Below are 24,150 nucleotides of genomic sequence, written 5' to 3'. Positions count from 1 at the left end.
CGTTGAGCAACAGCCAGATGCTTAATATGGCAAGTACCGTCATCCAGTCCCACCGAAATGCAAGATCAAGTATCGGGTTAAATTAACCGTCGGAACCTCAGAAGGAAAGGGTGCACAACGCGGTTGAGGCGTCGGCTGACTCCTTCCAGCCGACGAGTTCCAGAGATACTCTATCTCGATCATCTCAGCCCGCCTTCATCAATCCGTCCAAATCGGCTACGACAATGATCGTCGTTTGTGGACTCCGTACGATTACGGTCGGCGCTGGAACCATGGATCGCGCGAGCGCTAAGCCGCAGGAAGCGCTTTGCGTAGGATCCTTCGGCGTTCGGGGCGCAGCGGATGAGCCGGAACGATGTTCGAGCTGCTCGGAGCCCCTACGCACCGCGCTCAGCTTCCGCACAGCCGTGAACCCGTCTGGATCAAATGTGACAAGAAGCCGTCTCGGGCTGCGGTGGCAATCGCCATGTCTAGCGCACGAGAATTGATTGTAAAGGAAAACGCGCAGTGGTGCGCCAAGCACGACGATTTGCCTGAACGATCGAAGACCCGAATCCTGCGACGAAGCGGTAAACTCTGGCATCACCACGTATCGATCTGGTCAGGTTGAGAAGGCCTGGCTCAACTAGGCTCGGGCGACGGCAGCGAAGCGCGCCCACTAAACGCTACGAGGTCAACCGCGCAGTGTCGCCAGAAAGGACGGGTCGATCGATTCAACTGCATCTTCCAGGAAGGCCTTGCCCAGTTTTGATGCCCTGCGATAAGCGGACACGAGTGCCGATCTCGACCCAGGTCGGCGTATCAGGATGAGCCGAACGTCATTGCGTACGAGGTCCTTGATATCGGGAAGGGCGAGCGCATCGAAGCGGGCCGCAATGTCGATCCGCGCCGGCATCAGTCGCGCGTCGTTTGGTGCGACGAAATATGCCATCTTCAGGGCCTCGACCACGACCGGATCGTGCGGGTCGCGCTGGACCTGAAGCAGCGCCAGCGCCAGCCATAGTTCAGGATTGTAAGGAGAGGTCGAGAGCGTCCGCCTGAGGCGGCCGAGAGCGTCGGTATGCGCTATTGATCGCAGGATCGTGGGCCTTTGCTGGCCAGACTCAATTGTCTGCAGCGCGGCGACCGATCCATGATTACCTTCCAGCTCTGATCCAAACGGCGAGCGCGTTCCCAACAATGTGGGCGCGTCTTCAGTCCACCGCGCCCCAATCTCGGCCGCATCTGCGGAAAATGTTGTCCGGCTCAGCGCCGGCACCTCCGCTATGGCCGACACAATCGCATAGGATCCGACCGCCAAGGCCAACGCCACCAGAAGAACGCGAAATCTGCTCGATGAACTCATTGTCGATGCATTAGTTCAACATACGGCGCGCGGAAGCCGCCGAGTGGTTGGCGCCACTGGTCCGTCCCACTGATTGTGCAAGTCCAACTCCGACCATCACCGCCACGATTGCTTGAATCGCGGGGTTTGAGAGGCTTGAGTCAAGAAAGCTCTCGCAGAGTACAACGACAACGGCGGCGGCCGCGGCGGCCGCGAAAAAGGAATCACGTCCTCGCCGAACGGCGCCGCGAAAGCTAACGAGGAAAAACTGGACGGCGAAGGCTGCTAGGATGGCGCTCGCCAATCGTCCCGCCTCGACAGCCATCAAGACTGCGGTGGAGGGAGGGGCTGCCAGCGCAGCGCCGAACTCCTGATAGGCTCTCGAAATCAGCCTAAAGCTTCCGAGACCATGCCCCCACGTCGGTGCATCAGAGAGCAGGTGCTTTGCCGGCGCAACTGCTTCCGGGGGGAGGCTGACGAATCCAAGGAGGCCCAAGCCTCCGGATCGAGAGTGCGACGCAGCCATCGCGCTGGCGATCGCTGCAAGGACCAAGAACAATAGCGCCGAAGGCCAAGACCGAAATCCCAAGCGCCGGACAGCGGCTATGAACACGAGGACCATCAATCCGCAGCCAGTAACCGCCACCAATGCGCGTTGTTGGAGGGCGGCAAGTGCGGCGAATGCTACGGCAATTCCTAACAGACCGCAGGAAACGCCGACCCACAGTAGGGGCGAAGCCAGATTGTGGATGTTCTGCTGGTGCAGGTGGCGTTCGAGTGCCCGGGCGACGAGCGCGCCATTTGTCAATATCGCAAGAGCGGCTGCTGCCGGAAACAGATTCGTAGATGCGCCGGACTGGGGAATGATTCCGGCGAATAAATCGAGCCGGCCGAGTAGGAACTCGACTGACATGAGGGTCGTCACTGCGCTCAATACGAACAGGATCATTTCGGCCATACGGCGATCCTTGGTGATGATGACGGTCGACACCAGGAGCGACACGTCGACCAGATAGAGGAACAGGCTGTGCAACGTTGCGCTCGTATCAACGCTGATGCGGCCCGGCAGCGATGGCTGATTCAATGCGATCGAAGTCGCCGACCAGATCGGGTTCGCAAGCGAAGACATCGGAAAGATTTGCAACGTCATCCAGACGACCGGAAGCAAGAATATGAGGAGAAATTGCTTCAGCAACTGCGCGGCAGACGCGATTTGCGCCTCCGGACCTCTTGTTGCCATTGCCATCATCAACGCAGTAGCAAGTGAAATCACATGCTGTGCGAAGGAGCCGCTTGTGAGCGCCAAGATCGGAGTCGCGGCCAGCAATGTGATTAAAAGCCAGGAAGCGATGAGCACTCGGAGAACCGTGAGACGTGGAAGCGGGAATGGAATGCAGCATTGCACAAGTGGGACATTGATACGCGTCGCATAGCCGAGCTTGGGACGCCACCGTCGTCTCGGTGATGGATGGCCGGATAGAAGCCACCATGACGCATCATCACAACGCGGCCTGCCAACTGGTCACATGCATTCGGTTTGCGGAATTCGCTCTGCATGACAGTTCCGTGACCGGCTAAATTATCGAGCATGGCAGTACTGCGACAAGTAACGGAGAGCCGTCGCCAGTCCAGCCATCGGCACCGCACCGCGGATCGCGGTCGGTGTGGTCCCAATTTCAACCTCAAGCTCGTTTGCGGTTTGCCAGTCGCTAGCAGCAAGCTTCGAGGCGTCGGCGGGTAGTAGGAGCGCGACGCCGCCCTGGATCACAGATGCCTGGAACTCTGCGCGCTTCTCTCCCGCTATGAGGGCTACGTTCGGTCGCGCCGAGCGGGACAGTGGCTCGAGTACAATGAGTACAATTTCGATGCCACCTTTCCCGCATTGCAGGCTCAGGCCAGCAAGGCGCGTATCCGACTTGGCACTATCGACGACATGCATCACTGAAATGGCATCGGCGCCGCCGTCTGGATTTTTGCTCTTCACCAGTCGCCATCCGCCCTCAAGCTGTGTCGATTGGCTGCCGGACTCGATCTGCTTGAACGCCTCTTCGTCACAACGTCGACGCTGCTCGGCGCTGATCCCAGACCCGCAGTTCAGAATGCCTGGACGCACCGCCTCGGCTCGACCGGGAGCCGTCGTCATCAAGAGACCAGCACCGAGCAGGACTGAGCGCACCATCAGAAGCGCCGACCTAACATGCGCTAGCGCCAAATCATTCATGTTGTATCCAAGGGCCCTGTCAAAAATCGGGCAAGCGCTGCCCGCCGCTCCGGATCAAGCATTTGACGTCAATCGACATAACCATACCTCTTGTAGTATCGATTGCGATAGTAGGCTGCGCCGTACGTATCGTATCGGCTCATCACCGACACGTTCACCTTGTTAAGAACCGCACCGAGCATCCGCTCGCGCACAACCGGCGTTTCGCCTAGCACGCGCTCGACAATATCGATTTTCGACTTCGCCCATTCGATGACAAGGATATAGGAATCAGCCAACCCCCCGGTCGCCCGAACGTCAACGACCGGCGCCAGCGGGCTAAGATCGAGAACGATGCGATCAAAGTGCTGCCGTAGTTGCTGGAACAGGTCGTCCATCTGTTGCGAGGCCAGCAGGTCGCTCGAATTCGAGAAGCGCGATGTGATGGCACAAGGAAGAAAATGTAGATTCGTCTGCGGGTCTATCCAGACCACGTCCCTCCAGTCGGCTTGGCCGATGACGACATGGATCAAGCCGTCCTGCGCAGCCGGAGTAAGCCTTGCGGTGAGGCTTGGGTTGCGGATGTCGCCATCGATCAGCAGCGTACGGCAGCCGCTTTGCGCCAAGGTCTGCGCCAGCGCTTCGCTGATGGTTGACTTTCCCTCGTTCGGAAGAGCGGAGGTAATCCCCAGGACCTTGTTGGACCCTGCACCGAAATTTGCGAAATCGCTGGCGAGCTTGATCGACCGAAATCCCTCCGCGAAGCGTGAAAACGGGGCATTGATCACGTGCCGCCCGACGCTCTCCTCAGTTGAAAGCAGACGGTCGCGATGCGACTGTTGGTGGCTGAACGCGGGCGCGGGCCCGTGGAGTGGCAAGGTCGTGCCGGAGCCCCCGTGACTCGGTGATGCCTGCTGCGGTTTGGGCTTGTCGCGTTTGCCGAATCGCCAGGCCGCTTTGCCCGATTGAGCGGAATTCGCTTTGATGGCACCCTGCTCTATGACCGGAATCGAAGCGAGACATCGGGTATCCACGAACTTCTCGACCTGCGAAACGGTACGGAAGACGCGATCCATCATATCAAGCAGGATTGCCACGAGAGCTGCGAGAATCGACCCACCCACGATCGCCGCAAGCAGGATGAGTGTCGTTCTTGGCGACGTCTTGTTGGGAAGAGTCGACGCGGCCTGGCTGATCACCCTAGCTTCGGTAATGGGAAACGACTGCTGCTGAACCGAGACCATGTACAGTTGCAGGAAGTTGTCAGACAATGCGCGAGCGCTCTGAGCGTTGCTTTCCAGATCTCTCAGGATGATCTGGGCCTGGCTGGTATTATTCGAGACCGCGATCGTATCGTTCAAGCTCTTCTGGCTGGACTCTTCGCGCGCCTTGGCAATTTCAAGGTCACTCTTGTAGACCTCGGCCGTGCGTCGCAGTTCGTCAATGATCGAGCGTCGGATTTCACGCATCTGATTGCGTAAATTGACAACCGCCAGATGGGTCGATCCATACCGATTCGACCAATCCGCCTGCTTGGCCGCGTACTCGAGATAGGTCTGGCGCAATTTGGTGATGACCGGGTTCGCCATCGTCTCGCTCACCGTCGCCAGGTCATTCAGAATGACCTTGGAATCGTCGCTGTCCGCATTCAATATCGCGGTGATGCGTTCGAGCTTAGCCTGTGCCTCCGCACGCTGGCTACGCGCAGCCGTCAGCGAAGTATTGATTTCAGCGAGTTGCTGCTCAGTGAGCAGTCGCCCGCCGGCGTCGACGATGTTGTTCTTGGCTTTGAAATCCGCAACGGTGCGTTCGGCGGAAGACGCCTGCGACCGCAATTCCTTCAATCGGTCCTGCAGCCAGACCGCCGCCCGTCTGGAGGCCTGATATTTCGATTCCAACGAATCCACGATATAGCCGTCGGCGACCGCGTTGGCGATCCGCGCTGCCAACTCCTGCGACAATGCCTGAAAGGAGATCTCGATAACATAGCTCACGCCGACGCGCTTGATGCTGAGGCCGCTCGCAAAGCGAGCGAGTGCTGCGCGCAGTATTTGCTCTTCCGTGGGCGGGGTCGACTCGGAGAATATTCCGGTAATCGCGCTACTGATGCTGCTGAGCAATCCGCCGCCGTCGCTCATGAAGTCTGCCGACTCCGCAAGTTTCAGATCCTTGATGACTTTGGAGGCGATCGCTTCGGACTTGAGAAGTTCGACTTGACTGTCGACCATCGCCGAGTCGATCGGGTTGTCTGCGCCGCTCGCGGGCGCTTGCGTCTGCAGGCCCTGCATCTTGCGGCTGTCGATCATCAGGATCGCCGTTCCGGTATATCGCTTCGGTGCCGTGAACACGTAGACGCCGGCAAGACAGATGCACAGGAGCAGCGTGAAAATCATCACTGGATACTGGCGGCTCATCAGCGCAAGCGCAGAGGAGATGGTCTGCTCCAGCGATGGGGCCTCCGGCGCCGTGTTTTCGATCTCGCGAGATGTGATCTTTGTTTGAAGCATCCGGCCCGCCCTACCTAAATCTCTGTGAATGCGGCATCAGGCTGGCCTTGCCGCGCTGAATTCGTGCAAAAGTGCCGCCTAGAAGTTCCCTGTTGGTCGAATTCGACACGACGGATGCGGTGATCGACGCGCGGCGCTCGAGAATTGGCCAGTGCCACCGAGGCTCTCTTGTCAAAGCACCTAGTTGGTTCGTGCGACACGTTATTGGTCAGAGAAGTTTCGGCAACGCTGCAGGGCCACCGTAGGTACCGCTTGCCGCAAAATCGTCATAATGCCTATCTCCGTCAACTTTGCCAAAAAAGCGACTTTCAAGATCGAGACAATTCATGCCGCCTGAGAAGATCATGGTTCGCCCACGAATTGGGCAGGATTCCACGAATGCTACGTGCCGACCCGGTGGACAGCGTCCGACCGGTCTCAAATTCTGCGATGCAATATCGACCTGAGTGTGACGGACAAGCATGAGATCTTGCAACTGCCACAGGCAAGGCGAATCCGGTCTCGCGGTTACGACCGAGCACGCGACGCCGGAATCCGAACGGGTCTGGTTTCGGAATATCCGCTATGGTGGCGAGAATCGGCTTTGAAATTCCACCGGTGAATCTCCGATCTCCGGACACTTGAAGGATCCAGCCAACAAAACCTCAATCAAAATCCTTGATGGAGGATTCCCGATTCCAATCCACAAGCGAGCTTGCCAGATCGTACTCGAATTTGAACCCGCTTGCGATCAGATGCTTCGGCAGAATGTTCGTAGAAAACCACAACTTCTTGATCCGGTCACGATTGATGCCGGTCTTGATGCCGACAGCCTGCAGCACCTCGAATGGAAGCACGGCGAGATTCATTAGCCATACCGGAATCGTTATCGTCGGCTTGGGGTAAGCGGCAGTTCGAGAGAAGGCGGAGCAAATCTCGCTGATGGTATAACGGTCCTCATAGCAGAAATTGTAGATCGACAGACCGTCGTTGCGAGACGCCATGAAGAACATCGACGAGACCAGGTCCTTCACATAGCCGCACGACTTGATGGTGTCGGTTCGGCCCGGATAGATGAAGGCCCGCCTTTCGAGAAGCCTCGACAACCGCGTGAAATTGCCTCGCTCGTAGCGCCCATAGATGACGGCGGGGCGCACGATGGTCAGCCGCCTGTCCGGGTCCTCCGATTGCCATAGACGATGGACCGCTTCGGCCGAGAGTTTGGAGCGTCCATAGGCACTGACTGGGACCGGCGTCGCATCTTCGGTAAGTGGGGTCTCGGTCGGACCGTAGACCGATATCGAGCTGGTAAAGATGACGTTCCGGCTGCCAGTGTCTCTCGCAAATCGGCAGACGTGCACCGCACCCAGCACGTTTGTATAATAATAGTCGCCGTCCGGATGACCTGGGGTGACATGGACTGCAGCCAGGTTGAAGATGTCGGCAGGCAGCCCGCCTGCGAGCTTCGGGTCGATTGGCTCACGGACATCATGATGGACATACTCGACGCCTTCGACGTGCGCCCTAGGCTTCCCGATATCCACTGAGACGATTCGATCGTAGCGGCCGGAAGCGAGCATCCGCGTCATTAGATGTGTACCGATGAAGCCTGCGCCTCCGAATACAATAGCCTGGGTGGGATTGGACATGAGCGCGAGGGTCAACTTGAGTGAAGGTGCTGAGTCAACGGCGACAAATTTCGGTCAAGGCTCCCTGACAATCGAGCGCACGCATTGGAAAGCGGCACGCCCTGCCGTTGCAAGGGTTGTGCCCAGAAAGAACAAGATTGCTTGATGTGCAGTGCGCCCGCTCGCGGCCGCGAGCGCTTATGCTGCTCGACATCAGTGAAGCGGACAATTTGGGGCAGCAATTGGTCAGTCATGCGTTTCTCATGTAGCGATAACAGGATCGTTACCGACAGCGCGTGTGACATGCTCGGAATCATCGGTTCCATTGGGCGATCCCAAATGCGATGGCGCTGATTCAAGCGGCAACGCGAATAGATGGGAGGACGGACTGCTCGTCTGATCAAGGACTCAATAGAGCTCGCGATACTCAAATTGGAAGTTCGTTGATCCCGCCGCGATCCCCAATAATCTTTGCAGCTTCTGGTAACCTGCGAGCGGAACGACGATGCAATCGGAACTTCCCGCGTAGCAAACCCGAACCCGGATCGATTGACCGCAGATGTTTTGAACCAGCACAATCTGCTCGATGATCTTGGGGTTGTTGGCTTGAGGGTGTGTCACCGGATTGACTGATATGCAAAGCTTTCCGTCCACTGTCGTGTGATTTGGAGCGAAGGTACCTTCCATCGGTCGAATCGAACTCGAAGGCCGAGTGGAAATGCCGGAGCCGCCATACATCGGAGGAGATGTGCGACCGAAGCCGGAAATTTGAGCATCGGCCGTCGTTGGGAGGAGCGATGAAGCGATAGCTACACATATCGCCACATAACCGTCTGAGCGCCTAGATCGGTTATCATGCATCTTCACTGCTCTGCACATCCATGATGGTTGGGGCCAGCTCTCGAAAGAAGCCGCGATTGTCGCGGCAGGATAGAGTTGCAGTTGCGGCAACAGAATGACAGGTAAAATAGTTCCCGGGATTGCAGGCGGGAATCTTGCCTCTTCCTTGCGCTTGAAAACACGTGCTAGAGGCTGCACCTTCCTGGAGTAAGTGTCTGACGCCCGTCGACTGTGATGTTCTGTCGGCCGTCATGCGACGTACTTGCAACGCGAGTATTCTAGGCGGCGAATGTTGAAGGAGATACCAGGACCCGCTGTGTTGCCGGAAGTCGAACCGGCGACCCTGCCGCGCCTCTCGGTCGTCATTCCGAACCACAATTACGCAGCTTATGTGGGATCCGCGATCCGCAGCGCGCTGGACATACGATGGCCAAACGTCGAAGTGATCGTCGTCGATGACGGGTCGACGGACCATTCACTCGACGTCATCAACGAATTTGCAGACGAAGTCACAATCATCAGCCAGGCGAACGCCGGGCAGATGATGTCATGTGTGAACGGCTTTCGCAGGTCTTCCGGTGATATCATCATATTTCTCGACTCGGACGATGCCTTGCATCCTGATGTCATGACGGAGATCGTATCCGTCTGGTCCAAAGCCGCGAGCAAATATCAGTTTCAGATGCGCGTGATCGATGCCGAGGGGCAGCCGACCGGAAACGTCCTGCCGCAGTACTTCTCCTGTCCGTCCTCGGAGGACGTCCGCAAGTGGATGGCAACCACCGGCGCCTATCCGACGCCGCCCGGGTCGGGAAACGCCTACCCGAAATGGTTTGTCGAGCGTGTCTTCGGCTTTGAATCCGACTTCGTTGATCGGGCTCCGGACAGTTATCTTTTGGCGGCCGCTCCTGCATGTGGCGAGATCGTAACGATCACTAAGCCGTTGGCAGACTACCGCGTGCACGGCCTCAATCACGGGGCTTTCCTTCAACTCGATGATACCCGCTTTGCGAGAGAAATCGACCTCACGCGGAGGCGATACAAATTCTTTTCCGAGATCGCGCGCGCGGAGAAGCTGCCGGTTGCGCCCGATGCGCTCAAGAGCAATTTGATATTTCTTTGTTTGCGGATAGCGTCGTTCAAGCTGCGGCCGGACCTTCATCCAATCGCGGCGGATAGTTCATTGAGCATCGCTGTCGATGCGCTTGGAGCGGCTGCGTCGCCGCAAGGTTTCTCAAGATCGCAGCGCATATCGCTGCTGGCTTGGATCTTCTGCACTCTGATCAGTCCGCAATACTTCCGTCGTGCCCTGGTGAGTTTGCGCTACGTGCCCGCCCAGCGGCCGAAATGGTTGCGCGCTTTGCTCGGTCGATTCCGCATCATTCGATGATCGGGCGCAGGGCTGGGACACTTCGGTCAGACGGCAGCTTTGGGACGGATCGACCTCAGGCCGGCGCCTGGCGGCTGCGACCATACGCACAGCATTGCCATCATGATCAGAAATGGAGCCATGGCCAAGTTGCCGCCGCCGAGCTGATAGCAGGCCAGCATTGTCAATGCGAGCATCGAGTTGTCTTTCCTGAATATCGAGAGGATGAGATAGAACAGGAAAATCAGTAGCCCGATAATTCCGTAATCCGCGACGAGCTTGAGAACGGGATTTCCGCTGCCGCCAAAGTAGGCAGGCGACCGTTCCAATCCGCCGGGCCCCGAGCCGATGAGCACTCTGTCGGTCCGAAAGAGATAGTCCCAAGTCTGTAGTTGTGCGACGTAGCGAGCATAGCCGCTCGACTTGGTTGAACTGAATTCATCAAGCCTACTAACGATGGGATCAAAAGGTTCCGGTGCAACGAGGTACGTTGTGCCGATCGTCAAGGCAACGGCCGCCCCGATGGCGATTACCCGCAGTGATTTGAGCGGAGCAATCAGGGGATAGGCACCAAGGGACACGACGAGCACCAGGAGGCCCGATCCGGACCGAGTGAGCACGTACGAGATGGCGTACAACGGAAGATAGGCAAGTCGCCGCAAAATGAACACGTCGACGACCACACCTATAGCGAGCAATTGGGACAGCGCTCCCGGCTCCATTGGGAAAAAACCGTTCGCGCGCCGATTCAACGACCCATAAAATTCCACCGCATTTTGATTGTAGGCGGACTCGACGAGGACCGGATCGAGCGCCGGGATTGCATCCTTGAACGAGAAGATGCGTATTCCGCCGAATTGAAGAACGATCTGGACGATTGCCAGAACGGCGCACAGCCGAACATAGAACAGGAAGACGGGAAGGACCGCCTCGTTCGAGAATTTCGTCGAGGGTCCGAACAGGAAGATCGAATTCGTGACAAGAACCATCGCAAGTGATGCCGGGCTGGTCTCGACACCGCGATCGGGAGATTCGGCTGCGGCGACCGCGCTGAAGAGAAACCAGACGACGACGAGTCCGAATGCGAGAGTCTGCGGCCCGCGAATGCTCACCAGACCAACCCACCATCCCCACGCCACGAGCGCGAAGAATCCGAACAGCGAAAAGAAGATCTGTCCGGTCCCGATGAGGAGCCCGAAGCGCTGCATGCAAATGCACAGAATGAAGGCGATATGCGCGAAAATGACGCTGTTGGTCTCGTCGCTTGACGCTGCTGCAGCGCGCTTGTTAGACGAGGTTCTGGCTGGGAATGTGTCGAGGCTCACCATGTTGGGACTCGTCGATTACTGTCTCTTGGCGCCTTGGTTGCGTCTGGGCACAGGGTAACGATCGCGATCGACCTTGGTCTCTCTCGTGAGGCTGTTCACCCTCTATACTCGAGCCTGTAGCGACTTCCCACATGGAACACAACGCGAGCGCAAGATTTAACCCTTACGTTCATGGTGCCAGAGGTTTGTTTTGCCTCATGGTATTCGTCTATCACGTCGTTCATTCCGGACTGCCCACGTTCGATCTGTTTGCCAAGGGGCCGTTGGGAGAAGCGCTGCAGACCGGGAAATTCGGTGTCGAGTTCTTCTTCGGCATCAGTGGAATCGTGATTCTGCCAAGCCTGTATCGGGCATCCTCGGTCGTGACCTTTATTCTTGATCGCTATGCGAGGATTCTTCCTGTGCTCTGGGCGACCGTGATCGCGATCGCGAGTTTTGGCTGGCTTTCAGGAAGGGGTCCAAGTCTGCTGCTGGTTGGTGCAAATCTGTTGGCGCCGCCTCCATTCATTGACATCATCCAGATCAATCCCGCCGCGTGGTCGCTCGGATACGAATTCCTGTTCTATGGAGTATGTGCCGCCGTCTTCCTGATCAGCGGCGTCAGTCGGCCGCTGGCCCTGGCATTAGCCGTCAGTTCGCTGATCTTGCTCGTGTACTATCCCCGCGCGCTCCTGATGATTGGTGGCGTGCTCATTGCGGAGAAGTACCTATCGTCGACCTTGTTGCAATCCTTGGCGAAGTACCCGGCGATCTTCTTTGTGCTATTCCTGACTGTCTGGAGAGGCCTCGAGCTTGCCAGCGCAACAGACTACGTTGGCTTTGTGACGCCGGCACATTTGTCATTCCATGACTGGATCTCTGCTTTTCCATTTCTTGTTCTTGGTGGCGTCTTCGGGACTATTTTCCTGCTTGGCGTGTCCGGAGGAAACGGTCTGTTCGGAAGAATGCTGCGTTGGCAGGTGATGCAATGGCTGGGAACGATCAGCTTCAGTTTTTATCTCTGGCCGCCGATCGTCATGGCTGGGGTCAAGCTGATCATGTATCGAACGGGCATGGTCGATGCATTGGGGAGCGGATCGCAACTTTGTTTCCTCCTGGTCTCGCTTCCGCCGTCGCTTATCGTTGCGACGGTCAGCCATCGCTTCCTTGAAGTGAAGGTGACGGGACAGATTCGAAAACGGCTCGACAGGGGCTCGGAAGCGAAACCGGCAGTCCGGCCGATCAATCAAGCACTCGACGGCACTCAAGGAGGGAACCTGATCGGGGAACAGTCAAATGTTCTTGATTGTTCGACAAGTCACCGCCCCAAAACGATCGCAAGTTAACTGTCTATTTGGGAAAAAGCCGCAGAGCCGTGCGCTCGATTGTGCCGGTTTGCGACGTGGCAGCGTCACCGCTGCCATCGTCTTTGCGCATTGGGCCAGCACAGCGTTTCCCAGCCGGGCTAAGAGCCGAACCGAAAGGATCTCGTTGATGATCGCAGCCGTGCGCACGCAAATCCTTTGTGTCGCCTCGATAGTCGTTGCACTCGGATCCGCGACGCCGGCCTGGTGCGCTGGCTGGGAGCTAGTTTTTTCGGATGAGTTCAACGGCGACAAGCTTGATCGGACCAAATGGGCCACCCGATACATCTACAACAACGAAACGATGGATCGCTTCAACGATGAAAAGCAGCGTTACCGCGACAACCACGTGATGTCCGAGGGTGCGCTGAATCTGATTGCAAAAAAGAATGAAGGGGCGGACACGTTCGATTCCGCGATGATCCGGAGCCATCAGACATTCTACTACGGCTACTATGAAGCGCGGGTCTTTCTTCCGAATGCGCGGGGATCGTGGCCGGCATTCTGGCTCGAAGCCGACTACGACATCGATGGAAAGTTCTGGCATCCGCCGGAGATCGACATTTTCGAGTACGTCATCAATGGCGTGGAAGACAAGCCGAACATGCTGCACTCGAATGCCATGAGTAAAGATAAGTGGACGCCGCAGTCCTACACGTATGTGGACAGCTCGTTCGTGCTCAGGTTTCAGGACATGGTCAGCAAGGAGGATCTGAACAAGGACTGGCATATTGCCGGCTTCGTTTGGGCTCCTGACCGCATTTCGTTCTTCTGGGACGGTCGTCTCGTCTACACGCGCATGTACCAGTGGCTCAGGAAGGACGGCCAACTGGGGCCGCCGGCGCACATCGATCTCAATTTCGCTGTCGGCGGAGCAGCGTGGGCCGGTCGGCACGGGATCGATGATGCGGCTTTCCCGCAAACGTTCAAGATCGACTACGTTCGCGTCTGCCAGTTCACGTCCTCTGAGCGCGGAAGCCGAAAATGCGGTCCGAGCGACGTGACACCGGATCCGAATGATTTTGGATATAAGGCAGCGCTCAACGACATGCCCAAGCCGACATTTCTCAACGTTACGAATGTGGTGGCGGATAAGAAGCCGAATGCGGGGGTGTTGTCACTGAGCACAACCGACCCGCTCAAGATCGAAATTCCGGTCAAGATTCCGGACGACTATCCTACAAATCGAACGATTCATGCGTACGTCTTCGATGCAACAACCGGCGCGATGGTCGCATCGGCAAAGAAGCCGCTACAACAGGTCTCTCGCAAGGACGCGGAAGATGGCGTCAGTGTGATCGAATTTGCGCTGCCGGCCGTACCGCGTGAAGGGAACTATCTGCTGGGCAGCAAACTGACGGCTGAAGTCGCGGGCGAGGTCGGCCCCAAAGAAGTCCCAGTTGCTTGCGACACCACGGTGATCCAACCAAAAAAGGCCAGATCTTGCCGTCTATTGTCGCTGCATGTGCGCCGCTGATCGGAGGGGTGCATCCAGCGTGAGCACAACTCCGTGGATCTGGATCAAGCCGAGCACCGCTGATTGCGATCGGCACGCTGTCCGAGGGTCGGTCTGAATTTTGCTTTGGCTGTGGCAGGTGAGGCCTCATGCGGGCTTGCCTGTCACGGTCAGTGTCTCTTGCATGGGTAGTCGTCCATGAACTCAACGGTTCGCGCCGTCAGGCAAATTCTTCGTGGTGCATTGCGCGGCAGCCCGAGCCGGCTTTGTGATCATCGCACGTGGCGAAGTGAACATCCGCATACCTGGCTGACTGCCGTCGATGAAGAGGTACTGGCGCGGAAGGCGCCGGTTCGATTCGGCAGCCGCGACGCAGGTTTCGGTGAAAGCGTTGACAACAGAATGCCCGAGCTGGGCATTCTCCGCCTGGACAAGGCCCGAATCCTCGGTCCCGACGGCTGGCTCGTGACGGAGGATGGATCGCTGCTCTACGAGAGCACCTGGTACGGATCGTCGTTCTCGCGCCATCCGCGATCAGTTGCCTACGGGACGCCGCTGCCGCTAAGTGGCACCTGTCTCTCGCTGGCGAGTGATTTCGCCGGAGGAAACTATGGGCACTTCCTGCTCGATTGCCTGGGACGCTTGGCGCTATTTCAGAAAAGTGGCCTGTCGCTCGATGATGTCGATTATGTCTATTTGCCCAAGCCTGCGTCCGAAACGGCAGCCAAACTCGTTCGCCGGCTTGGAATTCCAATGCGCAAGTGCGTGTGGGCAGGCGAGGAGGATATCCAGGCCGATCTCGTGATTGGCACTTCGTTTCCAGGCTTGCGACGGAATTATGCGCCATGGCTTACGGAGTTCTTCCGCTTGCAGCTAGCCAAGTCGCCGCTTCGTCACGACAGGCGCGTATACGTTCCGCGCAAAGGACAAAGGAAGGTTGCTAACGAAGAAGAGCTGATGCCTGCACTGAAAAAGTTCGGCTTCCAGATCTACGAATTTGACCACGTCGAGGATGAAGCGGCGTTTTTCGCGGAATGCTCGATTGTCGTTGGCCCACATGGTGCAGGGCTGACCAATCTCGTATTCTGCTCGCCTGGAACGCAGGTCCTGGAGCTGATTCCCTCAGACCACGTGCATCCCTACTACTACACGATCGCAACGTCCGCCGGCGCGGACTATTCCTATATCGTGGGAGACAGCAAGGGAACGCGCCCGCAGGGCGCGTTTGGACCCAGTCCATTCGATTTCGAGGTTGCGCCTGACATCTTCGAGCGCGCACTGGAAACCATATGCCAATGAACGAGCATTGAAAATGGTCGCTCTTGGTGCGCGTACGCCGCTCCCTTTGTCGAAAAATTCAATCGCCATCGGAGCTGCCTGGATCGGCGTGAGCCGGCTGGTGGTTGCCAGTCTCGGCTTCCTGAACACGCTCATATTGGCGAGAATGCTCACGCCGGAAGATTTCGGCCTGGTTGCTGTCGCGACGGCCATCATTGCTGTTCTGACATCTATGACTGAACTGTCCCTGGCATCGGCCCTCATTCACCACAAGGATCCAAGTGAAGATCAATTCCACGCCGCGTGGACGTTGGGCCTGGCTCGTGCCTGCTTGCTCGCACTCTTGCTGTCGTTGCTTGCTTATCCGGTGGCGCTGTCCTACGGCGATGGCCGCTTGATTCCAATCTTGTTGGTCCTGAGCTGTTCGATTGTAATATCCGGCCTTCGAAACCCGATGCTAGCGATGATGCAGCGTCAACTCGTCTTCTGGCAGGAATTTGTGACGAGCAGCAGCCGGGCGCTCGCAACCATCCTCGTCTCCTCCGGGATCGCCATTTGCTTCAGGAGCTACTGGGCACTGATCGCCGGGACCGTCGTCGCCAACTTCATCGATGTCGTTGCCTCTTATCTGATCCAGCCGTTTCGGCCGAAATTCCGGATAAAGGGTAGCCGCTCCCTATTCTCGTTCTCTGTGTGGCTATCGCTCGGACAGGCCGTCAGCACGCTGAACTGGCGTTTCGACCAGATCATCATCGGATATTTTCTTGGGAAATCCACCCTGGGCGGATATGTGCTGGGCAGCGACCTGGCCGCCACGCCGACAAGAGAAGCAACAAATCCGCTCGCCGGGACGCTGTTTCCCGCGTTCGTGAGGCTGAGGGACGACAAAGCGGCCCTTCAACGAGCTTATCTGTCGGCGCAATCAATGCTGTGTGTGATCGCCTTTCCGGCCGGGTTCGGCTTCGCGTTGATCGCCGATCAATTCGTTCCGCTCGCGCTGGGTGAGGCCTGGGCAGGCGCGACAATCGTGATCCAGCTCCTCGGTGGTGCAATTGCGTTGCATACGCTCAGCGCGACCGTCCAACCCCTTGGTCTGGCGCTTGGGCAGACGCGCAGGTTATTTCATCGCGACGTTGCGATCCTGATCGTGAGGCTGCCTGTCATTGTTGCCGGCTTGTGGGTAGGGGGGTTACTTGGCCTGCTGGTCGCTCGCGTGGCGGTTACGCTCGGCGGTGTCGTCTACAACATGGTCCTGGTCCGCGAACTGATTGACGCTTCTGTCTCCCGGCAATTTCTCGTGAATCTGAGGACCGCTTTGTCCACCTGCACGATGATCATTGTCGGTCTTCTGACCAATTGGGCTTTCATTACATTTTTTGGCCATGAGTCTCACGTCTATGCTCGGTTGATTGCCGTTGTTCTCGTGAGCGCTCTTGCCTATGTCGGGTCACTTATTGGAGTCTGGCGAGCGACAGGCTCGCCGGCCGGGCCCGAGCGTGAGATCCTGCGAATCCTGGGCGCAATCGCCGACAGGTTTGGAAAAACTGGGAAAGTCATCGATGAGAATCGAGCGATCGGGTGAGCAATATGAATGAAAGATCGAAGCGCCGCGTCGCGCTGATTACGGGCGTCACGGGTCAGGACGGTGCCTATCTCGCCGAGTACCTGGTCGGCCTGGGCTACGCCGTTCACGGCATCAAGCGGCGATCGTCCTCATTCAACACCGCCCGTGTCGATCATCTTTATCAGGATCCGCATGCCGGCAATGTGCCGTTCCTGATGCATTACGGCGATATGACGGATTCGACAAACCTGATCCGTCTAATGCAGCAGATCCGGCCAACAGAGATCTATAATCTGGCTGCACAGAGCCATGTGGCGGTCAGTTTCGAGAGCCCGGAATATACCGCGAACGCGGATGCGATTGGAACGCTGCGGCTATTGGAAGCGATCCGCATTCTCGGCATGGAGAGGGAGACGCGGTTCTATCAGGCGTCCACCTCCGAGCTCTACGGCCTCGTGCAGGAAGTGCCGCAGAAGGAAACGACCCCCTTTTACCCACGCTCCCCTTACGCGGTGGCGAAGCTCTATGCCTATTGGATCACGGTGAACTACCGCGAGGCCTACGGCATGTTTGCCTCGAACGGCATTCTCTTCAACCACGAGAGCCCGATCCGCGGCGAAACCTTCGTCACCCGCAAGATCACGCGTGCCGTTGCCCGCATCGAGACGGGTCTCGAAGAGACGCTGTATCTCGGAAATCTCGAGGCCAAGCGCGACTGGGGCCACGCCAGGGATTATGTCGAAGGCATGCACATGATCCTGCAGGCCGAGCGGCCTGACGATTTCGTGCTGGCAACCGGGGAGACTCGCTCGGTGCGCGAATTCGTGGAACTCGCCTTTGCCGAAGTCGGCCGCAAAATCGAATGGCGGGGCAAGGGCGTCGAGGAATCCGGTATTGACATGAAGTCAGGCAGGATCGTCGTGCGGGTCGACCCGACCTATTTCCGTCCCACCGAGGTCGATCTCCTGATTGGCGATCCCAGCAAGGTGCGCGAGAAGCTCGGCTGGAAATCCAGGACCCCTTTCGCGCAACTGGTCAAGGAAATGGTGGCGTCCGATTTGCTCGAGGCCAAGCGAGAGGTTGCCAATGGCAAGCACTCTATTTGAGCTGGCAGGCAAGACCGTCTTCGTCGCCGGCCATCGCGGCATGGTTGGCTCCGCGTTGGTGCGACGGCTCGCAGAGGAAAATGTCGAGTTGCTGACGGTGTCGCGGAGCGAGGTAGACCTGCGTGACCAGGCCGCCGTCGATAGATGGTTCGCTGCAAGGCGTCCGCAAGCAGTGTTCCTTGCTGCCGCCAAGGTCGGTGGCATCGTCGCCAACAATACGCTACGCGCCGAGTTCCTCTACGACAATCTCGCGATCGCGACCAACGTCATTCACGCCGCTCATGTTAATCGATGCGAGAAGCTGATGTTCTTTGGCTCCTCATGCATCTACCCCAAACTCGCAGTCCAGCCGCTGCGCGAAGAGTCGATGCTGACTGGTCCGCTGGAGCCGACCAACGAACCTTACGCGATCGCCAAGATCGCCGGCATCAAGATGGTCGAGGCCTATCGTAGCCAGTACGGTTCAAATTTCATCAGTGTGATGCCGACCAACCTCTATGGGCGCGGCGACAATTATCATCCAGAATACAGCCACGTCGTCGCGGCGTTGATCCGCCGCTTCCATGAGGCCAAGACGTCGGGAGCGAAGAACGTCGTGGTGTGGGGCACCGGCACGCCGCGGCGCGAATTCCTCTTTGTCGACGATCTGGCAGACGCCTGCATCCACCTGATGAAGACCTATTCGAGCGGCGAGCTCGTCAACATCGGCACCGGCGTGGACATTGAGATCGCCGAATTCGCCCGCCTGGTCGCGGAGACCGTCGGCTATTCCGGCGAGATCAGCTTTGACACCTCGCGCCCCGACGGCACCCCGCGCAAATTGCTCGACGTCAACCGGTTGGCGAAACTGGGTTGGCGAGCCAAGACCCCGCTCGAGGATGGGCTCAAGCTGGCCTATCAGGCATATCTCGGCGAGAACCGGCAGGCGGGAGAGTAGGGAGCGCACTTCTGCCATTGCGAGCTAACGGTCGAGCCTCCGCGCGCCCGTTGTCCGCGGCTGGCGCGATTCATCGGCGCGGCCACGGAGGCGATCACTCCGGAGCGAACCAGCACTTCGGCAGCACGACATCATCCCTGTTGGCGACGTTTCTCCTGTCGAGGTCGTGAGGAAACCGTCTCGCAGGCGTTCGGCGAGAAACGCGATCCTTGCGCAAGAACGAGAATTCCATGATCGGCGGGACCTTGAACTCCCTGTATTCGATGGGTTTGAAGTAATTATTCGGATGAATGTGTACGACGTCGAAGTGCTTGGTGATCTTCTTGAAGACAGCGCCGATCAGCTTGAGACCGATGGGATTGAGAATTCTGTCCATGGAATGGAATTCGATGATCATGATCCTGAAGCGCTTCAGGTCGTCGCAGCTCGTTTCGATGAGAACCTCGTATTCGCCGCCTTCAATGTCCATCTGGAGGATGAGATCGCCGGTCCGAGGGCCCTTTCTCGACATCCAGTTCTCTAAAGTCATGAACTTGGCGTTGTTTTCGTTTCCGAGGAATTTCTTTTCGAAATCGAGTAGGTCATTGCGGATCGCGGGTGCATCCACCGAGAAGTCAGCGAGGAAACATGGGATGCCGCGTTCGGCAAGGCCGAGCTCGAAGTCAGAGACGTTGTAGACGCCCGGCGAAAAGCAACCGACGCAGCCATCGAGGTCATCCGGAACCAAATAGCCGCCATCAGCCGATCCGCCCAGTCGAATCAATTTCTTGTCCGTCACGACAGGGAAAAGGTCCCGGAAGAATTCCTTGAGCTCCTCCTCCTTTGAGGTGCCGGATATCATAAAGTCGTTATCAAGCAGGCGGGCTTTTACGTAGTCTTTCAACAAACCGATCATGCGGTTGACTCCGAGCTCGCTAACGCATCTGGGTGCAGGCTTGCTGCAACAAGCGGCATTCCCGCAGGCTCGCTGCCTATGTTCGTTGCGATCAACACATTTGCCTGCCTTAAGACTTCAATAGATTCGATTCTTGTCATGAATATGTGCGGTGTTGTCGCTAATCGGCAGCGGTGCCGAGACTTGCCTTTTGGCTGCTAAGCCGATCTATTCCGTGCTCTGGAACCCGGTCAGCTTCCGCATCGGCGAGGGGACACCGAGAGAGGCACGAGAGCGTGATAGAAGCAGAAGCCGGCTGAGCGCGAAAGATCGAATGACTGACCGGGGAAGCTCGCAGCGCAACCGTCCGGCGTTCTCGCTGGCGGCACGCAGATGCGTCGTTCGCACAACCATAGCGGGTACCTGGCGCAATGGCAGAAGTGGATTAGTCGAATGGGAAGTTTTGCCGATGCATCGAAAGCCGTTCGATGCTGTGATGCGACCAACGGGACCGAACTCAGGACGATGGCCGAAATTCCCATGAAGGACTCCCGTACACTGATTGCAGAAATGCAGGACGAGATCGAAAAGGTCATCGGGCCTCATCTGGAGGGTGTCGAGGATTTTGCGCTGGTGGATTTCCCCAACCACTCGAATGTGGGCGACAGCGCCATATGGTTGGGTGAAGAGACCTATCTGCAGAGGAAGCTAGGCCGAGCCCCGTCCTACGTCTGCACCTATGACACCTGGTCAAAGGAAGAGTTTGAAAGAGCCGTTCCTGTCGGACCGATCCTTATCCATGGTGGAGGCAATTTCGGCGACCTGTGGCCCAGCCATCAGGAGTTTCGGCTCAGGCTTCTGTCGGAGTTTCCGGATCGCCAGATCATTCAGTTGCCGCAAACCATACACTTCTCCTCGAAGGCAAGTCTCAAGCGCGCCGCGGAGATCATCAACTCGCATAAAAAATTCCGGATTCTGGTCCGCGACGTGCAAAGTTTGAATATCGCGACAACGGAATTTACTGCGCCCGCCGATCTCTGTCCGGACATGGCGTTCTGTCTGGGGGCGCAGAGTTCGCCAGCGGCAGTAACCAGGAAATTGTTGCTGCTGCTCCGAACAGATCACGAGAAGGTGGAGCAAAAGCGTTTTCCGCCGCTCCCGAATTTTGCGGTTGTCGAGGACTGGCTCATCGAACAACGAGGCTTGGGAAAGTGGTTGTTTGTCAAGGCGCTGCTCGAGACGGCGCTCCTCTTGCTCAAGGGCAGGACGCCGTCGGAGCTCGACGTGCGCATTCGGTGGTTTCACCTACTCGCGTTGAACCGTGTAGCCCGTGGAATGAGGCAGGTTGGATCGTCGGCCTACGTGATCACGGACCGGCTTCACACGCACATCTTTTGCGTGTTGCTGAATGTGCCGCACTCGCTCCTTGACAACAATTATGGGAAAATCAGCACGTTCGTCGATGCGTGGAGCAAGCCCTTCGAAAAGTTGAGTCAGCCACTGAGCACGAGTGTGGACGACGCCCTCGCAAAATTCCTGAATATCGGCCAGGGCAGTTCGGCCCCGACGGATCAAGGTTGACGGTCGAGCATCATCCTCCGTACGGGCGGTTCGCCGGATCGTGCGCGTGGACGGTGAACGTTGTCGTTCTCTTTGTTGTCTGGCCCGCATTGTTTGCGCAGGAGATTGTCAGGTTGCTGACCCCCGTCGTCGTTGGAGCGCCATTGATCAGTCCGGTGGAACGGTCAAAGGCGAGCCCTTGCGGCAATCCTTTGACGGACAAGGTCTTGGGCATCATGGCTCCGACATCGCACTCCCCATAGATGTCGTGGCGGTAGCTGTCGCCTGCGGCGGCTGAAAGGGGGCGCGTCGTCACGCGCGGGCCGCGATTGATCGAGAATCGCAGGGGCTCCATCGTTGAACCGTCAGGTTTGTAGCCATAAACGACGACATGAGACCGCCCGGCATTGCCTTCGGCCGTGAAGTCCGCCTTGATCGTGCGCGACGCGGGATCGTAGGAAATTCCTTCTGGGAATTGCGTAAACGTCGTCTGCTCCGTCATACCCGGTTCGGAGCTGTCATAGGGTACGACCTGGACGAATTCGGTAACGCTCGCATCGCCCCAAAGGGCCTTGGCGCTCGGCAGCACAATCTTGCCGTTGCCGTCGTAATCGACATTGAGATCTGCGACCGAAACCAGCGGCTTCCAATGCTTGACGCCTGTCGTCCGCCAGCCGCGGATCCAGTCGACATCGAGATAGGCGCCGGTCGCCGAGCTGGCCCACGCTGCGGCGTCATACGCCTCGCCCGCGAACGTGTTGTTGAATACGTGTGACGTCAACAGCACAAATGAGGGCATATTCTTGGTATTGGAATCCACGGCAAACTGGGATCGAAGCGCGCCATCGACGTAGAGTTGGGTGTTTGCGCCGTTTCGAAAGACAAAGCTGAAGACGTGGAACGCGCCGTCCATATAGTCGAATGGTCCAGCGCTGTTGTCGGTCGAGATCGCCCCCGAGGTATGGACGATGTTACTGAAGTGCATCCCTTGGGAGTTGCACTCCAGATCCCACTCGTTGCCGCTTGGATTGAGCACGGGTGCGACCGAATAGGTCCAGAACGCGGGGTGAAAGCCGGCCGGATTTGTAAGCCTGGGGCTGAATCGGCCACGTATCTCGACGATGACGGCGTTGGCGGTCGGGTAGTATGCAAACGCCCCGGCGGTATGGATCATCGCAGAGAGGTGCGGCCGCACGCCTCCATTGATGGACCGGTCGGTCGGCGTAAGGAATTCCTGCTCGCGCGCTGTTGCCTTGCGCGCTCCGAGGCGCAGCACCGAGCCGGAGATCGACATGTTGTCGAAGCCAACGGCGACGCCGCGGTTTCGGTCCTTGTAGCCTGTGGTCAGCGGGTCGGCATCAAAAGCTGTCCCGAGCGACGTGGTATTGCCGCGGATGCCTGGATGATAGGCGCCAGTCGGAAAGAACTTGCCGCGAGGGTTTGCCGGACCCACGATATCGAGAGTGTTGAATTCATCACCCCACGACAGGGTATAACCCGCATACAACCCACTGCCATTCTGGCCGACGACGGCGCCGCCGACGACCTGGCTGCGTTCCTTAAACAGCGGGATGAACTGCAGGCGCTGTCGCAAACCATCATTGATAGCGGCAAGGTAAAGGACTGAGGCACTGACAACCAATGATGCGACGAACAATGCTGCAATGGTGCTGGTGATTCGATGCTTTGATAGCATTCGCGCCTCTTTGCCTGAGACCGTCGCGACTTTCGCGAGGTACATAGTCACACGTCTGTGAGGAGCCGATGGTTTGATCCAAGGCCTCCGAATGCGGACCGCTTTAGGTATAGCCGCTGAACGTATAGCCGCGGATTTCGCCGTGCTTTAGGAAACAAAAATATGAAATGGCCACCAGCATGGCAGCGGCTGGGCAGGTGCCGCTCCTTGTCAGCACAGACAGGTTCGCGGTAATCGTTTGGAGATCACGTGCAAAACGGTTCCCAATCAAGATGTCGGACTGATCGATCAATGGGCAGCAATCTCAGAATTGTGGCGATTAGTTTGGCCGGTTCCGTGCGCCGCGAGCGCGCGCGTGCAAATCTGGAGTCGCTTGAGATTCCATGGACCTTCTTTGATGCCCTGCGTGTGCCCGCCAAGGGGCTCCCGCAATATGATGAGGCGCTGGCCATTCGCTTTTGGGGCAGGGGCCTTTCAGGTGCCGAGATCGGCTGCGCAGCGAGTCATATGAGCATCATGGCGCAAGTCGCAGCGTCAGACACCGACAATTCATGGACACTTGTGATCGAAGACGACGTCATCCTCGATGCCGGGTTCAGCTTTCGATCGCTTCCTGACATCTGCAAGGCTGCCGAGATCGGCTATCTCCGGCTGTATGGGCGACACATGGCGCCGTGCAAGCACGTGGCCTGGCTGGATCAGCGGGAATTGGTGCGGTTTGAGCGTGCGCCAATGGGAACGCAGGCTTATCTGATTTCCGGCCGTGCCGCGCGTCGATTTATCGACAGCGTGACAACGATCCATCGGCCAATCGACTGGGAGATGGACCGCTTCTGGGCAAATGGCCTCCACAATTATGCCTTGTTTCCTTTTCCGTGTCTTGAGCTGACGCTGACATCTTCGATCGTAAAGGCGGCGGAGTCGGTTCACGGGCCTACTGCGCTCGATAGAGCGGCTCGGTTTGCGTGGAAATCAAAGGAATATGTTCTGCGCCTGACGGAAAATCTCCGTCTTCGCCAGTCCGACAGGCGGATTCGCGCCCGCCTCGCCGGCGCATCCAGTCTTTCCGGGCCAATGCCGGAGACAATTCGTACGATCGAAAGCGTGTGATCGACGAGGGCATGGGACGAGATCTGACGAGGCGGGTTGCCTTTGCGCCGT

Annotated in this window: 18 protein-coding genes; 9 read left to right on the top strand and 9 right to left on the bottom strand. The window is 57.7% G+C overall.

Annotation, left to right across the window (positions count from 1 at the left end; all coding sequences use genetic code 11):
• Positions 1 to 673 precede the first annotated feature (673 nt).
• The 6 genes from IVA87_RS11820 to IVA87_RS11795 form a co-directional block, all read right to left on the bottom strand.
• Complete coding sequence (locus tag IVA87_RS11820) at positions 674 to 1,300, bottom strand: hypothetical protein (RefSeq protein WP_247305517.1); 627 nt, start codon at positions 1,298 to 1,300, stop codon at positions 674 to 676.
• A gap of 55 nt (positions 1,301 to 1,355) precedes the next feature.
• A complete protein-coding gene (locus IVA87_RS11815) occupies positions 1,356 to 2,681 on the bottom strand; it encodes a hypothetical protein (RefSeq protein WP_247333616.1) in 1,326 nt (441 codons plus the stop codon).
• A 222-nt stretch (positions 2,682 to 2,903) separates the two neighbouring features.
• Positions 2,904 to 3,545 (bottom strand): hypothetical protein, encoded by a 642-nt coding sequence (locus tag IVA87_RS11810; protein ID WP_247305522.1) that lies wholly within the window; start codon positions 3,543 to 3,545, stop codon positions 2,904 to 2,906.
• Between the two features lie 68 nt (positions 3,546 to 3,613).
• Entirely contained in the window at positions 3,614 to 6,031 is a 2,418-nt protein-coding gene (locus IVA87_RS11805) for a polysaccharide biosynthesis tyrosine autokinase (RefSeq protein WP_247333614.1), read from the bottom strand.
• A gap of 644 nt (positions 6,032 to 6,675) precedes the next feature.
• Positions 6,676 to 7,659, bottom strand: a complete 984-nt coding sequence (locus IVA87_RS11800; protein ID WP_247333612.1) for an NAD(P)-dependent oxidoreductase — start codon at positions 7,657 to 7,659, stop codon at positions 6,676 to 6,678.
• A gap of 387 nt (positions 7,660 to 8,046) precedes the next feature.
• Entirely contained in the window at positions 8,047 to 8,325 is a 279-nt protein-coding gene (locus IVA87_RS11795; protein WP_247279499.1) for a hypothetical protein, read from the bottom strand.
• A 472-nt stretch (positions 8,326 to 8,797) separates the two neighbouring features.
• Between IVA87_RS11795 and IVA87_RS11790 the strand changes: the two genes are divergently transcribed.
• On the top strand, positions 8,798 to 9,868 hold the full coding sequence (locus tag IVA87_RS11790; protein WP_247305531.1) for a glycosyltransferase family 2 protein: 1,071 nt from the start codon (positions 8,798 to 8,800) through the stop codon (positions 9,866 to 9,868).
• Positions 9,869 to 9,894: 26 nt separating this feature from the next.
• On the opposite strand, the gene IVA87_RS11785 is transcribed toward IVA87_RS11790, so the two are convergent.
• Complete coding sequence (locus tag IVA87_RS11785) at positions 9,895 to 11,175, bottom strand: hypothetical protein (protein ID WP_247279501.1); 1,281 nt, start codon at positions 11,173 to 11,175, stop codon at positions 9,895 to 9,897.
• A 131-nt stretch (positions 11,176 to 11,306) separates the two neighbouring features.
• Here IVA87_RS11785 and IVA87_RS11780 point away from each other — a divergent pair, with 131 nt between their 5' ends.
• The 6 genes from IVA87_RS11780 (at position 11,307) to IVA87_RS11755 (ending at position 18,859) form a co-directional block, all read left to right on the top strand.
• Positions 11,307 to 12,500, top strand: coding sequence for an acyltransferase (locus tag IVA87_RS11780; RefSeq protein WP_247305534.1), 1,194 nt, complete (start codon positions 11,307 to 11,309; stop codon positions 12,498 to 12,500).
• Positions 12,451 to 13,995, top strand: coding sequence for a glycoside hydrolase family 16 protein (locus IVA87_RS11775; RefSeq protein WP_247305538.1), 1,545 nt, complete (start codon positions 12,451 to 12,453; stop codon positions 13,993 to 13,995). Before IVA87_RS11780 ends, IVA87_RS11775 begins: the two co-directional genes overlap by 50 nt.
• Before the next feature lie 177 nt (positions 13,996 to 14,172).
• The gene (locus tag IVA87_RS11770; RefSeq protein ID WP_247305541.1) at positions 14,173 to 15,273 is read left to right on the top strand and encodes a glycosyltransferase family 61 protein; all 1,101 of its coding nucleotides are present in this window, start codon (positions 14,173 to 14,175) and stop codon (positions 15,271 to 15,273) included.
• Positions 15,274 to 15,286: 13 nt separating this feature from the next.
• Positions 15,287 to 16,834 carry a lipopolysaccharide biosynthesis protein gene (locus tag IVA87_RS11765; RefSeq protein WP_247305544.1) on the top strand — a complete coding sequence of 516 codons (1,548 nt, stop codon included), beginning with the start codon at positions 15,287 to 15,289 and terminating at the stop codon, positions 16,832 to 16,834.
• A gap of 5 nt (positions 16,835 to 16,839) precedes the next feature.
• Positions 16,840 to 17,922, top strand: coding sequence for a GDP-mannose 4,6-dehydratase (gene gmd / locus IVA87_RS11760; protein ID WP_247305546.1), 1,083 nt, complete (start codon positions 16,840 to 16,842; stop codon positions 17,920 to 17,922).
• A complete protein-coding gene (locus tag IVA87_RS11755; RefSeq protein ID WP_276576807.1) occupies positions 17,903 to 18,859 on the top strand; it encodes a GDP-L-fucose synthase in 957 nt (318 codons plus the stop codon). Before gmd ends, IVA87_RS11755 begins: the two co-directional genes overlap by 20 nt.
• Positions 18,860 to 18,953: 94 nt before the next feature.
• Here the strand turns inward: IVA87_RS11755 and IVA87_RS11750 are convergent, their stop codons facing one another.
• On the bottom strand, positions 18,954 to 19,754 hold the full coding sequence (locus IVA87_RS11750; RefSeq protein ID WP_247305549.1) for an FkbM family methyltransferase: 801 nt from the start codon (positions 19,752 to 19,754) through the stop codon (positions 18,954 to 18,956).
• Positions 19,755 to 20,186: 432 nt separating this feature from the next.
• Between IVA87_RS11750 and IVA87_RS11745 the strand changes: the two genes are divergently transcribed.
• Positions 20,187 to 21,314, top strand: coding sequence for a polysaccharide pyruvyl transferase family protein (locus tag IVA87_RS11745; RefSeq protein ID WP_247333609.1), 1,128 nt, complete (start codon positions 20,187 to 20,189; stop codon positions 21,312 to 21,314).
• A 10-nt stretch (positions 21,315 to 21,324) separates the two neighbouring features.
• Here the strand turns inward: IVA87_RS11745 and IVA87_RS11740 are convergent, their stop codons facing one another.
• Positions 21,325 to 23,034, bottom strand: coding sequence for a putative Ig domain-containing protein (locus tag IVA87_RS11740; RefSeq protein WP_247333607.1), 1,710 nt, complete (start codon positions 23,032 to 23,034; stop codon positions 21,325 to 21,327).
• A gap of 246 nt (positions 23,035 to 23,280) precedes the next feature.
• Between IVA87_RS11740 and IVA87_RS11735 the strand changes: the two genes are divergently transcribed.
• Positions 23,281 to 24,099, top strand: a complete 819-nt coding sequence (locus IVA87_RS11735; RefSeq protein ID WP_247305561.1) for a glycosyltransferase family 25 protein — start codon at positions 23,281 to 23,283, stop codon at positions 24,097 to 24,099.
• The last annotated feature ends 51 nt before the right edge of the window (positions 24,100 to 24,150 follow it).

Source organism: Bradyrhizobium sp. 147 (assembly GCF_023073935.1).
GTDB lineage: Bacteria > Pseudomonadota > Alphaproteobacteria > Rhizobiales > Xanthobacteraceae > Bradyrhizobium.
Note: the sequence above shows the minus strand (reverse complement) of the source record. Positions and strands in the feature narration are given on the sequence as shown.